Here is a 13,557-nt window from a genome sequence, read left to right on the forward strand (position 1 = left end):
GCTCGCCCCCGCGTGAGCAACTACCCGGCACCGACCGGGTCACGAATGAACAAAACCCCGCGCTTTCCGGGATCGCCGGAATGAGCGCGGGGCTTTGCAGCGGGCGGCGACGGCCGAGCCGTCAATCGGGTGTGATGTGCCGCCCGAGTCTTCTGGTGGGTTAGGCCTGGCCGACCTCGAACCGCACGAAGCGGGTCACGGTGACGCCGGCCTCGTCCAGCAGTGCCTTGACGGTCTTCTTGTTGTCGGACACCGACGGCTGGTCCAGCAGCACGACATCCTTGTAGAAGCCGGTGACGCGACCTTCGATGATCTTGGGCAGCGCCTGCTCGGGCTTGCCCTCTTCCTTCGCGGTCTCCTCGGCGATACGCCGCTCGTTGGCGACGATGTCGGCCGGGACGTCCTCACGGGTGAGGTACTTGGCCTTGAGCGCAGCGATCTGCAGAGCGACCGCGTGAGCGGCCTCCTTGCCCTTCTCCGCGTCCCCGGCGGTGTACTCGACCAGCACGCCGACGGCCGGCGGCAGGTCCGCGGCACGCTTGTGCAGGTAGGTCTCGACCGTGCCGTCGAAGTAGGCCGCGCGACGCAGCTCCAGCTTCTCACCGATCTTGGCGGACAGGTCCGCGATGGCCTGCTCGACCGTGGCGTCTCCGACCTTGGCGGCCTTGAGGGCATCCGCGTCGCTCACCTTCGCGGCTGCCGCGGCGGCCACGACCTGGTTGGCGAGCTCCTGGAATTCGGCGTTCTTGGCGACGAAGTCGGTCTCGGAGTTCAGCTCGATGAGAGCGCCGTCCTTGGCCGCGACCAGGCCCTCGGCAGTGGCACGCTCAGCGCGCTTGCCGACGTCCTTGGCGCCCTTGATGCGGAGCAACTCGACGGCCTTGTCGAAATCGCCGTCCGACTCGGCCAGCGCGTTCTTGCAGTCCATCATGCCGGAGCCGGTCAGTTCCCGAAGGCGCTTGACGTCAGCAGCGGTGTAGTTAGCCATTTAAAGACTTCTCCTGGAATTACGAAGCGTCAGTGGATGTTTCGGGCGCAGCAGCGGCGTCGCCCTCGGCGGTGCCTGCGGTGGCACCGGCCAGCAGTTCCTGCTCCCACTCGGCGAGCGGCTCAGCACCCTCGGCGTCCTGCTTCTCGCCGGCACCCTGGCCGGCGCGGGCCTGCAGGCCCTCGGCCACCGCGGAGGCGACGACCTTGGTCAGCAGGGCAGCCGAACGGATGGCATCGTCGTTGCCCGGGATCGGGTAGTTGACCTGGTCGGGATCGCAGTTGGTGTCCAGGATCGCGATGACCGGGATACCCAGCTTGATGGCCTCGTTGACCGCCAGGTGCTCCTTGTTGGTGTCGACGACCCAGATGGCCGAAGGCACCTTCTGCATGTCGCGGATACCGCCGAGGCTGCGCTCAAGCTTGTTCTTCTCACGCGTGAGCATGAGGATTTCCTTCTTGGTGCGACCCTCGAAGCCACCGGTCTGCTCCATGGCCTCGAGCTCCTTGAGGCGCTGCAGGCGCTTGTGCACGGTGGAGAAGTTGGTGAGCATGCCGCCCAGCCAGCGCTGGTTCACGTAGGGCATGCCGACGCGGGTGGCCTCTTCGGCGATCGATTCCTGCGCCTGCTTCTTGGTGCCAACGAACAGGATGGTGCCACCGTGGGCGACCGTCTCCTTGACGAACTCGTAGGCCTTGTCGATGTAGGTCAGCGTCTGCTGCAGATCGATGATGTAGATGCCATTGCGGTCGGTGAAGATGAACCGCTTCATCTTGGGGTTCCAGCGCCGGGTCTGATGCCCGAAGTGGGCGCCGCTGTCCAGCAGCTGCTTCATGGTTACAACAGCCATGAGTGATGGTTCCTTTGTATGTCGGTTGTCGCCCGGCGTCGGGTGATGCCAGGCCCTGGTGCCCGCTGGTTGCCGAACCCGATCTGGAATTACCAGGTCAGGACCGTCGGCATCCGGGTACGACCCCGTTGAGGCAGTCGAATGCGCAGACACGCGAAGTCAGCCCGCAAGCGAGCTGCGGGTAGAAGTTTACACGCTGCTGGGGGCTGCTTTTACCACGCCGCAAAGCCGGACGCATTCATCCACAGCCCCCGATTTGGGGCTTTCGCCCGGCCCGGTGCCGGCGCTGGACTGGAGTCGTGAGGTTCGCCGCGACAGTACTGACACTCGGATTGGTGTGGACATGGCCCGCCACCGCCCACGCCGAAGGGTCGCGCCTGCAGTGGCCGGTCTCCCCGCGGCCAGCGGTGACCAGGGGTTTCGATGCCCCGTCCCCCAACTGGAACCGTGGCCATCGAGGCGTCGACCTCGCTGCCGCTCCGCAACAACCCGTCTATGCCGCGGGCCCGGGCACTGTGGTGTTCGCCGGGGTACTGGCCGGACGCCCGGTGGTCTCACTCGCCCACCCCGGTGGGCTGCGCACCAGCTACGAACCGCTGCAGGCCGCGGTGCGGCCCGGCCAGGCGGTGAGCACAGGGCAGCTGCTGGGCTCCCTGCTGGCCGGGCATCCCGGTTGTCCGGTCGCAGCCTGCCTGCACTGGGGCGCGATGTGGGGGCCGGCCTCCCAGGCGGAGTACGTCAACCCGCTCGGGCTGCTCGCCGAGACCCCGCTCCGGCTCAAGCCGCTGGGTGGGTGACCCCTGCACCGCGAGCGTGCGTGTCTGCCGCCCGCCGCGCCGCCGAACAGCAGCGGTTTGCGCACGCTCGCGCGGCAGCCAGTGCGGCCTAATGTCGGAACATATGAGCATCGCGTCGCAATCCCACCGCAACCGTCCTTTGCGCTGCGGGCTGCACACCGCGCTGCCCCGCGGTGCGGAGTTCGCCGAGTTCGCGATCTCTGTCGAACAAGCCGGGTTCGATGTGCTGACCATTCCCGATCATCTGGCGCCGACACTGGCTCCGTTCAGCGGCGCCGCCACTGCCTGCGCGGTCACCTCGACTCTGCGCACCGGCACGCTGGTGCTCAACAACGATCTGCGCCATCCGGTCGACACGGCCAGGGAAACCGTGAGCGTGGCAGCACTGTCCGGTGGCAGGTTTGAGCTGGGGCTCGGTGCGGGCCACATGAAATCCGAGTACGACGCCGCCGGGCTGAAATTCGATCCCGGTGCCACGCGGGTGGACCGTCTGATCGAGTCCGTCCAGGTGATCCGCCCACTGCTGGCCGGCGAGCCGGTCGACGTCGACGGCGCCCACTTCTGTGTGCGGGCCGCCGCGGGCGAGCTGGTCGCCGCTCCCGGGGTCGACGTGCCGCTGCTCATCGGCGGCAACGGCACCCGGGTCCTGCAGCTGGCCGGCAGGGTCGCCGATATCGCCGGGCTGGCCGGGTTCAGCCACAACCACGACGCCACCGAGGTGCGGCTGACCCATTTCGATGCCGCCGGGTTGCTGGACCGGATCGCCGTGGTGCGCGAGGCAGCCGGTGACCGTTTCGAGGACATCGAACTGAACGCGCTCATCCAGTTCGTGGTGCACACCGGGAATCCGGCGGAGGCCGCCGCGGAACTGGCAGGCCCGCTGAAGGCCGATCCAGAACTGTTGCTGGAATCCCCGTTCGTTCTGCTGGGCACCTACGAGCAAATGGCGGAGGCATTGATCGACCGTCAGCGCCGATTCGGCGTCAGCTATTGGAGTGTGTTCGACGCATGGCCGGGCCGTGAATCAGCGTTGCCGCACCTGACCGAGGTGCTCAAGCTGTTGCGTTGATGTCCTGCAGAAAAGTGGTCATCGCGTCGAGCACGACATCCGGCTGGTCGCGCTGAACCCAATGTCCGGCACCTGCAACAACTTTGAGGTGGCCGTCCGGGATCAGCTCGGCAGCGGCGCGGGCCCGCGCGACGGGAACGCCGGGGTCGCGGTCGCCGTGGATGACGAGGGTGGGGCAGCTCAGCTCGTCGAGTCGGGACGTGTAGTCGGTACGCAGCAGGTTCCACCGCACCTGGTCGCGCTGCCATTGTTCGAACGCGTCGAATCCACCGGGTTGTGCCGCCGCGGTCATGATCTCGTCCATCAACGCGTCGGTCAGCTGTCGCGGATCCCTGATCAGCGCGCGCATGCTGCGGGTCATCGCGGCACGGTTGCCGCCTGCCCAACGGGTCACCGCACCGAGCAGGCCGGTCCGCAGCATCCCCCAGGTGGCCAGCTGGCGGAATCCCGACAGCCGTCCGCCCGACAACCGGGGCATGATGCCGTAGCTGCCCAGCAGCATCGCGCCGGTCACCCCTTCGGGCCGGCCCAGAACATGGCCGATCGTCATACCGCCGCCGAGCGACAATCCGCCGATCACGTAGCGGTCCAACTGCATCGCACCGACGAACTCCCCCACGTAGGCGACCAACCGGTCCTGCGTGACCGGTTGTCGCGCCTGCGGGCTCCGGCCGTAGCCCGGGTGGTCCGGGGCGAGGACGCGATAACCCGCTTCGGCCAAACGGGGACCGATGCCGCCCCAGGACAACGAGGCGTTGTCCACGCCGCCGCCGTGCAGCAACACCACCACAGCCGAAACGGGTTGTCGGGGCACCCAACTGAGATACGAGACGGGTCCGGAGGGCAGGTCCACAGTGGATCGGATCGCGAGTTCTCCTGTCTTCGTTGGTTTCGCGGTGTCAGGCGCGCGGGTGCGCTTGGTCGTGCACCGCACGCAGCCGTTCGACGGTGACGTGGGTGTAGAGCTGTGTGGTGGCAAGCGAGGTGTGACCCAGCAGTTCCTGCACGATGCGCAGGTCGGCACCGCCTTCGAGCAGGTGGGTGGCCGCGCTGTGGCGCAGCCCGTGGGGTCCGATGTCGGGGGCACCGTCGACGGCGGAGACGGTCTGATGTACCACTGTGCGGGCCTGGCGCGGGTCGAGCCGTTTACCCCGGGCACCGAGCAGCAGCGCCGGACCGGAGTCGGCAGAGGCGAGCGCGGGACGCCCTTCAGTGAGCCAGGCCGTCAACGCGACATGGGCCGGTTCGCCGAATGGGACCGTACGCTGCTTGTTTCCCTTGCCCAGCACCTGAAGCACCCGGCGTGAGGTGTCGATGTCGTCGATGTCCAACCCACACAATTCGCTGACGCGAATACCCGTGGCGTACAGCATCTCCACGATCAGCCGGTCCCGCAACGCCAGCGGATCACCCTCGCGGGCAGCAGAATTCATCGCCTCCATGGCGTCGATCGCCTGATCGCGACGGAGCACCGCAGGCAACGTGCGGTGTGCCTTGGGGACCTGGAGCCGAGCGGCAGCGTCCTCTGGTAGCAGTCCCCGGCGGGCCGCCCAGGTGCAGAAGGTCTTCACCGTCGAGGTGCGCCGCGCCAACGTGGTCCGCGCCGCTCCGGCCGCGGCCTGACCGGCCAGCCACGACCGCAGCCTCGGCAGGGTCACCGTCTCCATGCCACCACCGGTGAAGTCGAAGAATGCCGACAGGTCACCCCGGTACGCCCGCCGCGTGTGTTCGGACCGGCCGCGTTGCAGCGCCAGGTATTCGTCGAACTCGGCGAGTACTTCCGGGACTGCGGGCACCCTGCCACGGTGGCAGAAGTCCGGCCGGCCTGCACCCGACGCGCCGGACCGCTACCCGCGCGTGACCATCACGGGTTCATCTCGTAGCGGCCGGCCAGTCCACGCACGGCGGTCACCACACGATCGCGGCGCGCGGCGTCGGCCATGGGCTGCCTGACAATGTCGAGGGCGCGCTGTTGCTGCACGGCGGTGGCATCCGGATGGCAGTGCAGCTTGGTCGCGTGCGTGGACATGTCGGTGACGAGCACCTCGAACAGCTGGTCGATCAGATCGGCGTCCGCACCCTCGATCTCGGCCTGCTCCAGGATCAGCTGGGCGTACGGGATCAGGGTGAACATCTCACCGATCGCGAACAGGAAGTCCACGTTGCGTTGCTGCTCGGCGTTCGGTGTCGCCACCGCGAGCAGCGTCTGCAAGGCCAGGGCCTGGTCGAGGAACACCGCGACGTTCGGCGCCGACGAGTATCCACTCAGCACCGACTGCCAGTCCCCGAACCGAATTTTCGCCAGCCCACTGCTCGGCCCCTGACGGAACAGGAAGTCGTCGTTGGCGGCGTCCCGGCGGGTGGGGATCTCCGGCACGCGGGCCAACAGCGGTTTGAGTTGCGGAATACGCTGTGCTAGTGGAGATCCCGCCATGGCGCCACCCGCGGCCCGCAGGCCGCCGGCGAGTGCGCCCAGCACCGGGCCCGGCGCCTTACCGACGGGCAATGCGGACAGCGCCGCAAGTCCGATGCTCGACGCGCCGAACATGTAGTTCTGCATGAACTTCAGCGACAGCGCCATGTTGACGTGCACCGTGCCTTCCAGCCGCGGCAGGCCGGTGAGTCCCAGCAGCGCCATGGTGAAGTACATGTCGGACTCGAAGGCGCGCGCGGCGATCGTGTCGGCGAGCAGGGTGACGATCTTCTCGCCCTCGCGGGTGACGTTCATCTTCTCGATCGCATTGAACAACAGGTAGCGACGATCGTCCGGGCTCGCGCTGCGCATGTAGTCGATGGCCCGCTCGCTGTACAGCTTCATCCCGACCAGCCGCGCATAGCCGTCGGCGAGCATCCGGCGGATCTGAGGGAATTCGGTGACCCGCTGGCCGAACAGCACCCGGTTCTCGGCATGGGTGACGGCCTCGTACATGGCATGCTCACAGGCTCCGATGGCGCCGAATCCCAAGTTGAACTTGCCGATGTTCACGGTGTTGATCGCGGCGTTGAACGCGGCCTTGCCCTCGTGCAGGATGTCTTCGGCGGTGACCGGATAGTCCTCCAGATCGAACGCCGCGACGTACATCTGGCCGTCGACCACGTTCTTGCGCAGGTGGTAGCTCGGATGTTGGCTGTCAGCGGCGAAGAACAGGTAGCCCTCGAAGTCCTCCGGCGGGCGGCGCCGATCGAGATCAGAACTGTCGATGATCGGTTTGTCGGAGCGACGGCCGAATACCGAGACCATGCCGGCGAGGTTCCCGTTGCCGATGTAGTACTTGCCACCGGTCGCGGTGTATGAACCATCGGGGCCGGGCTCCAGCACCATGTCGGTCGAATAGACGTCGGCGCCGTGGGACTGCTCGGAGAGTCCGAACGCGAAGATCTCCCCCGAATCAAGCAGGGCGGCAGCCTTTTTGCGTGCGACCTCGTTCTCCGATTGCCAGATCGGTCCGAGTCCGAGGATGGTGACCTGCCAGACATACCAGTACTGCATGCCGTAGAAGCCGAGGATCTGGCTGTACATGGCATTGCGTGCGGTGTCCCAGCGCTTGTGGGGATCGCCGTCAGCCTCCGACGCGGGCGTCAGGAATGTCGCGAAGATGGCCTCCCGCTTGACCAGGTCGAGAAAATCGCTGTACCAGACCCGATCCCGGTCCTGCTGCTTGAGCCACCGCTTGCCGTGAGACTCGAAGAAGTCGATGGTGGCCCGGAAGATCTCCCGCGTTCGGGCGTCGAACTGATCGAATTCGGTCCGGTTCGGGTCGAACAGGACATCGGATCGTGTGGTCACGCCAAACTCCCTAGGTAAGTCTGAGATTCGATGAGTCCTTCGTCACTGGGCAGTTGGCCCTGGCCGAACACCCGCTCATGCTGGCGGGCCCGCAGCTCCTGGTGCGCGTCGGCGGGTTTGGGATAGCCGTAGCGCCTGCGCCCTTCCTCGGGGCTGAGCACTTCGTTGGACCGCGGCGGGATGCCCATGATGTAGGGGCCGGCGATCGGCACCACGGACGGCGCAATGATCTTGGCCACCAACAGCTTCAGCCGTGGCACGCGGTTGACCACACCGAAGCCCAGCTTCAGTACGGGCCGCACCGCCCAATCCACCAGGCGTGGCTGGTCGAATCCGCTGAGCCGGCGCATCCACCGGGGCATGGTGGCGATGGTTCCGGCCCGCAGGAACCAGTTGAGGATCTCGACGGCCGGCCTTGCGAGGCGCGGCGCGGGCGGCAGCACCACCTTGGCGTTGAGCAGATGGTCCATCATGGCGCGGGCGGCTTCGCTGACCGCGAGGTGCGGCCGCATCTGCTCGAAGTAGGCGTTGATGCCTTCGCGGGTCCGCGGTACGTCGGCCGGATCGCAGGTCTGGAACTCGGCGGCTCGTGCACAGTCCTGCCAGTAGCGGGCCTCTTCCTCTGCCGTCAGCTTGCCGCCGCCGTAGAGTTCATACGCCTTGAGCACGGAGTGCCAGCCGGTGAGCAGGATCCACAGCTGCGAGTGAGGATCGTTGGCGTCGTACTTGTTGCCGCTCAGCGGCTCGGTACCGATGGCTTTCGAGTGCACTTTGACCAGGACGTCGGCGGCCTTGAGCACCGATTCGGTGTCGGCGAAGGCGACCATGGCGAAGTAGCGGACGGTCCGGTCGTAACGGGTGCGCGGCCGGTCGTAGTTGGCGCCGGTGGTGTCGACCGCGGCGATCAGGGCAGGGTCGAGTTCCTCGACCACGACGGCGCGTTGCAGCCCGATGATCGGTGTGGTGGCGTGGCCCCAGACCTTCCACGTCACCGAATCCGGCCCGAAGAACCCGTAATCAGCCATCGGCTGGAGATCAGACATGGGACAACTCCTCTGTACTGGGTCAGGCGGTACGAAACGCCCGATAGGTGGCCGATCCGATGAACTCACCCAATGTGGTTGGGGTCCAGTCTTTTCCGTCGTCGTGCAGTAAGGTCCGCACCGCGCCCTCACAGGTGGACACGAACTGCTCGACCAGCACCGGCAGCTTCTTGTCGGCGTCGACGGTGCCCCAGCGTTGCAGCGTGGGCGCCAGCCGCTTGGAAACCTTGCCGATCATCACGGCACGGCCGTTGCGGAAGTGTTTGGCCACGGCCGGGTCCGGATCGGCACTCATGACGAGCCGCCAGGAATCGGGCCTGCCTGCGACCGTCTCGAGCAACGCCTGGAAGCCCTCCACGAACACGGTCTCGTCGGCATTCGCGCGACCGTAGGGCAGTGCGTCGATCGCCCCTTGGATCAGCAGTCCCAGCTCCCGCTCGAGCAGTGCCCGCAGCAGTTCGACCCGGTCGGCAAAACACGAGTACACCACCGGGCGGGTGACCTTGAGCCGCTGCGCCACCGCACCGATCGTGACGGCCGCGACCCCCTCGGACACCGCGATCGCCAGGGCCGCATCGAGTACCTGCGGGCGCCGTCGCTCGGGGCCCAGGTGCGCGGCCCGCTCGCGAACGGTTTCTACACTCATGAAGGAAAATGCTACACCGATGAATATTCTCAGCGCCAGAGCCGCCCACCTGGGAATTTGTGGTTTCTTGTCACGCTGGAGTGGCTGTCAGCCCCCAGTGCCACTCCAGCGTGACAAAGGTCAGTCGACCCGGTGCAGCGCCTCGGGCGTGAGATCGGCCAGCGTCGGGTACCCGTCGACGCCCATGATCAGATCGGCCTCGGCGAGCAGCGAACGCAGCACGTGCACGATGCCGTCGGCCCCTCCCAGCGCCAGCCCGTACGCGTACGGGCGGCCCACACCGACGGCGGTGGCCCCCAAGGCGAGCGCCTTGACGATGTCGGCGCCGTTGCGGATCCCCGAGTCGAACAACACCGGCAGTCCGTCGGCGGCCTCGACCACTCCGGGCAGGCAGTCGATCGCGGGCAGGCCGCCGTTGGCTTGGCGCCCACCGTGATTGGAGCAGTAGATCCCGTCGACGCCGCCGTCCTTGGCCCGCCGCACGTCGTCGGGATGACAGATGCCCTTGAGGATCAGCGGCAGTTTCGTCAGCGACCGCAGCCAGGGCAGGTCGTCCCAGGTGAGCGGATTGCCGAACAGGCTGACCCAGCGCAGCACGGTGGCCTGCGGGTTCTCTTCGGGCGGCTGCGGCAGCCCGGCCCGGAACACCGGGTCACTGGTGTAGTTGGCCAGGCATTTGCCCCGCAGCTGCGGGAAGTTGGAGGTGGCCAGATCCCGCGGCCGCCAACCCGGTACCCAGGTGTCGAGCGTGACGACGATGCCCTTGAACCCGGCTTTCTCTGCGCGCTGGACCAGACTGGCGGCAAGGTCCTTGTCGGTCGGTGTGTACAGCTGGAAAAAGCCTGGGGTGTCACCGAATTCGGCGGCGACGTCCTCGAGCGGGTCCTCGGTCAGGGTGGACAACACCATCGGCACCCCGGTGCGCGCGGCAGCACGGGCACCGGCCAGATCGCCGTGACCGTCCTGTCCGCAGATGCCCAGCACCCCGATCGGCGCCATGAACAACGGCGAGGCCAGCTTGAGCCCGAACAGGTCGACGGACAGGTCCCGTTCCCGGTGGGCGTTGAACATGCGCGGCATCAGACCCCACCGGTCGAACGCGGTGCGGTTCACCTGCTGGGTACGTTCGTCGCCCGCTCCCCCGGCCACGTAGGACCAGATCGAGGCAGGCATCGCGGCTTGAGCTTTGGCCTCCAGCCCCGCGTAGTCCATCGGCATGGTCGGCAGCACGCCGGACAGCCCCTGCAGGTAGATCTCGAGTTGGTAATCGCCGTATGCCATGACGGCTACCTTGCCATCCCGGGGCCGGCCGGTACCCGCACCCAGGTTCAGTTGGCGGTGTCGGCCTCGGCTTTGGCCAGCTCGGCCTTCCACTGCCGGAAGGTCTCCTCGGTGCGCCCGCGGCGCCAGTATCCCGAGATCGAGGCGGCCCACTTGGCGGGGACGCCGCGTTCCTTGCGGATGTAGGGACGCAGGTTGTGCATGACAGCCTGTGCCTCACCGTGGATGAACACCTGCACCTGACCCGGCAGCCAGTCGGCCTCCTTCACGGCGGCGATCAGCGGTGCGTTGTCTCCGGAGTGATCGTCGCCTACCAGGTCAGCGCGGCCACCGCGGTGGATCCAGTTGACCTCGACACCGGCGGGGGCGCTGAGGGCGACCTCGTCGTGCGGGCCGGCCACCTCGATGAAGACTTTGCCGATCGCGTCGGGCGGCAACGCCTCAAGGGCGGCACCGATGGCCGGTAGCGCCGATTCGTCGCCGGCGAGCAGGTGCCAGTCGGCGGCGGGGTCGGGGGTGTAGGCGCCACTGGGCCCCATCAGGTAGGCGGGCTGGCCCGGTACCGCCGCCGCGGCCCAGGGGGCGGCCACCCCTTGCTCACCGTGCACGACGAAGTCGATGGTGATCTCGCCTCGCTCCCTGTCGACCTTTCGCACAGTGTAGGTACGCACAGTCGGTCGCTGTTCGGCGGGCAACTCCTGAAAGCTGTCCAGCGTCAAGGGTTTCGGGAGCACCGACACATCCACGTTCGCCGGAACGATGACCAGTTTGGCGTAGGCGTCGCTGAAGTCGTTGGGCGAGAACGTGTCGAAGCCCGTACCCTCGCCCGATCCCCCCAGTACCAGGCGGACGATGTGGTCGGTCAGCTGTTCGCGATGCACCACCTGAAAGGTGTGCACGGGTCGTCCTGCCATGGTGCCTCCAAGATCATCTGCCGCTCGTTTGTTAGCCGACCTCATCGACTATACGGAGGCCACCGGCCGGCCTGGGTGCTACGTGTTTCAGGCCTCGAGTCTCCTCCGGACCACGGCGAGCCGTTCTTGCAGCTCGCTTTCGGTGATCACGCCACGGGCCAGAAGCGAATGCGCGAGGGCGACGAGCTGGTTCTCGGGGTACGGCAGGTCGGCATAGACGGTTGCCGACAACAGGTCTTCCTCGTCGCGCCGCTGTTTGAAATCGGGCACGCCTGCGTCGCAGGCGGCCTGGTCGAGGGCGTCACAGAAGCCGTCAAGGCTGCTCTTCCATGGCGGGACCAGGTTTTCGACGCCGTACTTGGCGGCCATCAGCGGCCAGACCTGATTGCGTTCCACGATGCGCGCCAGGGTCGGAATCCGGGCTTCCGCAAGTGATACCGGGTCGTCGGGTGCGCCCACTGGGCCCTCCTCATTCACCGGTGGGGTGGACCGCGGGGCGGGTGTCGGTGATGACATTGGTGGTCACCCCCGCTTTCGGCAGAGCCACGCCGATGAGGCAGTCACGGGTGATGATCTCGGTGAGCTGATCCTCGGTCCAGCCGTCGGTGCCCTCTGGGCGCATCGGCATGACCATGAACCGATGCTTCTGATTGGAATCCTGCACCCGCACTTCGACGGTGTCCGGCAGGCACAACCCGAACTCGGACAAGACCTGCCGGGGCCAGCGCACCAGGCGGCGACGGTAGTTGGGCGTCCGGTACCACTCGGGTGAGTTGCCGAGAATCGGGCGCGGGTAGCACGAGCACAGCGCACAGACGATCACGTGGTGCACGGTCGGCGTGTCTTCCAGGATCTGAAATGCGGTGAAGTCGCTGGGTGTGCCGAATCCCGTGGGCTCCAGCCAGTCGACGCCTACCTCCTTGCTGGCCGTCATCGGTTCGGCGACGGCCAGCCGCTTGAAGTCGGGGTCGAGCCACGCCCGGGCGACCAGACGTGCGGCCGGGGTCGGTCCGATCTGTTCGGCGAACTCGGTGAACAGCCGATGTTCCTCAGCGGTGAATATCCCCTTCTCGATGCATAATTCGCGCAACGCGATCTCGAGTACCTCGAAGTCGGTGACCTCGTCGACCATCGGTTTGACGGTGCGCTCGTGATCGTGGTCGTGATCGTGCTCTGCCATGGTGCGCCCTTCGTGAGGAGGCCGATCGGTGCGTGGAAGTCAGCCGGCTGCCAGCAGCCAGTGCTCGGGGATCTCGGTTCTCAACGTGTCGGTGGCTGTTCCCGTATAGCCGTCCCACAGATCGGCCATGGTGAAGCTGACGACGTAGAACCATTCCGGTATGGCGTCGGTCCGGTCCCAGGTTTCGTCCTCGGCCGCGGGACTTTCGTATGCGACGGCGGCGATCTCACCGCGCGCGCCACGGACGTACTCGGGGGTGCGGGTGTAGAACAACACCGGCAGCTCGCGCACCACCACCGCGTCACCCACCTTGAACTTCGGCGTCCCGGCCCGGCCCGCATACACCTGCGGATCGCCTTTGCCCTGGGCATGCACGATGTGGCTGTTGCGCTTGACGTTCGCCCCGTCGCCCTCGAACTTCGGTCGGGCCTCGAGCCGCTTACCGGCCATCCCACCGGCATAGCGGTCCTGGACTTCGGCCATCCGCTCGGACAGTTCGGTCAAGCCGATGTGGTGTTTCTCGATGAGGACGCGCGCGACCGACAGGAGCCAGCGGCCGTAGTACGGGAAACCCAGGTACACCGCGCGTCCGACGTCGACGTTGCCCATCCGTCGCCGTTCCTCGGACAACCAAATGCCGCGCCAGGCAAGGACTTCGCAGATGACGTAGGTCATGTGCTCCCAGTACTCGTAGTCCTTGTTCTCGTATTTCATCGGCGCGTCCGGCTCGCCGCCGACATCGTGCACGGGTTTCATGTATGCGGTGAAGCGGTCATGGTCGAGCAGGTCCGGTGTCGGGGCGTCGGGCAGTTCTGGGTATGCCGACTTCAGTCGAGCAACCAATGCCAGTTGGGCGGCGCGGTCAGCGGCTGTGCTCATGTCGAACCCTCCCCATCCCGACGCGCGACGCGGCGTACGCCCGGGTTGTGAGCTCACTCGATGGGTGCAAATTAACACCGGATCAGCTGGTCCTGCAGGGAATCGGCGCCAATACACCGAGGT

The 13,557-nt window shown here is 66.7% G+C and carries 14 protein-coding genes; 2 read left to right on the plus strand and 12 right to left on the minus strand.

Annotated features, from left to right (window positions below):
- Nucleotides 1–160 precede the first annotated feature (160 nt).
- Both tsf and rpsB read right to left on the minus strand, forming a co-directional pair.
- Complete coding sequence (gene tsf, locus G6N57_RS25090; RefSeq protein ID WP_075920798.1) at nt 161–988, minus strand: translation elongation factor Ts; 828 nt, start codon at nt 986–988, stop codon at nt 161–163.
- Between the two features lie 19 nt (nt 989–1,007).
- A complete protein-coding gene (gene rpsB / locus G6N57_RS25095) occupies nt 1,008–1,838 on the minus strand; it encodes a 30S ribosomal protein S2 (RefSeq protein WP_036388198.1) in 831 nt (276 codons plus the stop codon).
- Between the two features lie 335 nt (nt 1,839–2,173).
- Between rpsB and G6N57_RS25100 the strand changes: the two genes are divergently transcribed.
- Together G6N57_RS25100 and G6N57_RS25105 are read left to right on the plus strand one after the other, a co-directional pair.
- Nucleotides 2,174–2,635, plus strand: coding sequence for a M23 family metallopeptidase (locus G6N57_RS25100; RefSeq protein WP_407665952.1), 462 nt, complete (start codon nt 2,174–2,176; stop codon nt 2,633–2,635).
- A 103-nt stretch (nt 2,636–2,738) separates the two neighbouring features.
- Nucleotides 2,739–3,704, plus strand: a complete 966-nt coding sequence (locus G6N57_RS25105) for an LLM class F420-dependent oxidoreductase (protein WP_174814514.1) — start codon at nt 2,739–2,741, stop codon at nt 3,702–3,704.
- Here G6N57_RS25105 and G6N57_RS25110 read toward each other — a convergent pair.
- The 10 genes from G6N57_RS25110 to G6N57_RS25155 all read right to left on the minus strand — a co-directional run bounded on the left by G6N57_RS25110 (nt 3,688) and on the right by G6N57_RS25155 (nt 13,434).
- Complete coding sequence (locus G6N57_RS25110; RefSeq protein WP_234815666.1) at nt 3,688–4,518, minus strand: alpha/beta fold hydrolase; 831 nt, start codon at nt 4,516–4,518, stop codon at nt 3,688–3,690. The two genes, G6N57_RS25105 and G6N57_RS25110, sit on opposite strands and share 17 nt — an antisense overlap.
- An 85-nt stretch (nt 4,519–4,603) precedes the next feature.
- The gene (locus tag G6N57_RS25115; protein WP_077738925.1) at nt 4,604–5,500 is read right to left on the minus strand and encodes a tyrosine recombinase XerC; all 897 of its coding nucleotides are present in this window, start codon (nt 5,498–5,500) and stop codon (nt 4,604–4,606) included.
- Nucleotides 5,501–5,568: 68 nt separating this feature from the next.
- The gene (locus G6N57_RS25120) at nt 5,569–7,491 is read right to left on the minus strand and encodes an acyl-CoA dehydrogenase family protein (protein WP_077738924.1); all 1,923 of its coding nucleotides are present in this window, start codon (nt 7,489–7,491) and stop codon (nt 5,569–5,571) included.
- Nucleotides 7,488–8,534, minus strand: coding sequence for an oxygenase MpaB family protein (locus G6N57_RS25125; protein ID WP_077738923.1), 1,047 nt, complete (start codon nt 8,532–8,534; stop codon nt 7,488–7,490). The genes G6N57_RS25120 and G6N57_RS25125 overlap by 4 nt, the downstream gene beginning before the upstream one ends.
- 22 nt (nt 8,535–8,556) lie before the next feature.
- A complete protein-coding gene (locus G6N57_RS25130) occupies nt 8,557–9,180 on the minus strand; it encodes a TetR/AcrR family transcriptional regulator (RefSeq protein ID WP_077738922.1) in 624 nt (207 codons plus the stop codon).
- Between the two features lie 120 nt (nt 9,181–9,300).
- The gene (locus tag G6N57_RS25135; protein WP_077738921.1) at nt 9,301–10,461 is read right to left on the minus strand and encodes an alpha-hydroxy-acid oxidizing protein; all 1,161 of its coding nucleotides are present in this window, start codon (nt 10,459–10,461) and stop codon (nt 9,301–9,303) included.
- 47 nt (nt 10,462–10,508) lie between these two features.
- Entirely contained in the window at nt 10,509–11,375 is an 867-nt protein-coding gene (locus G6N57_RS25140) for a siderophore-interacting protein (protein ID WP_077738920.1), read from the minus strand.
- Nucleotides 11,376–11,462: 87 nt separating this feature from the next.
- Entirely contained in the window at nt 11,463–11,744 is a 282-nt protein-coding gene (locus tag G6N57_RS25145; RefSeq protein ID WP_234815671.1) for a thiocyanate hydrolase, read from the minus strand.
- A 100-nt stretch (nt 11,745–11,844) separates the two neighbouring features.
- On the minus strand, nt 11,845–12,555 hold the full coding sequence (gene scnC / locus G6N57_RS25150) for a thiocyanate hydrolase subunit gamma (protein ID WP_077738919.1): 711 nt from the start codon (nt 12,553–12,555) through the stop codon (nt 11,845–11,847).
- Nucleotides 12,556–12,594: 39 nt separating this feature from the next.
- Complete coding sequence (locus tag G6N57_RS25155) at nt 12,595–13,434, minus strand: SH3-like domain-containing protein (protein WP_077738918.1); 840 nt, start codon at nt 13,432–13,434, stop codon at nt 12,595–12,597.
- Between the last annotated feature and the right edge of the window lie 123 nt (nt 13,435–13,557).

Source organism: Mycolicibacterium boenickei, from assembly GCF_010731295.1.
Taxonomy (GTDB): domain Bacteria; phylum Actinomycetota; class Actinomycetes; order Mycobacteriales; family Mycobacteriaceae; genus Mycobacterium; species Mycobacterium boenickei.

Coding starts and splice junctions, on each gene's coding strand:
- tsf (WP_075920798.1), bottom strand. CDS start 988: ATGGCTAACTACACCGCTGCTGACGTCAAGCGCCTTCGGGAACTGACC.
- rpsB (WP_036388198.1), bottom strand. CDS start 1,838: ATGGCTGTTGTAACCATGAAGCAGCTGCTGGACAGCGGCGCCCACTTC.
- G6N57_RS25105 (WP_174814514.1), top strand. CDS start 2,739: ATGAGCATCGCGTCGCAATCCCACCGCAACCGTCCTTTGCGCTGCGGG.
- G6N57_RS25125 (WP_077738923.1), bottom strand. CDS start 8,534: ATGTCTGATCTCCAGCCGATGGCTGATTACGGGTTCTTCGGGCCGGAT.
- G6N57_RS25130 (WP_077738922.1), bottom strand. CDS start 9,180: ATGAGTGTAGAAACCGTTCGCGAGCGGGCCGCGCACCTGGGCCCCGAG.
- G6N57_RS25135 (WP_077738921.1), bottom strand. CDS start 10,461: ATGGCATACGGCGATTACCAACTCGAGATCTACCTGCAGGGGCTGTCC.
- G6N57_RS25140 (WP_077738920.1), bottom strand. CDS start 11,375: ATGGCAGGACGACCCGTGCACACCTTTCAGGTGGTGCATCGCGAACAG.
- G6N57_RS25145 (WP_234815671.1), bottom strand. CDS start 11,744: ATGGCCGCCAAGTACGGCGTCGAAAACCTGGTCCCGCCATGGAAGAGC.
- scnC (WP_077738919.1), bottom strand. CDS start 12,555: ATGGCAGAGCACGATCACGACCACGATCACGAGCGCACCGTCAAACCG.
- G6N57_RS25155 (WP_077738918.1), bottom strand. CDS start 13,434: ATGAGCACAGCCGCTGACCGCGCCGCCCAACTGGCATTGGTTGCTCGA.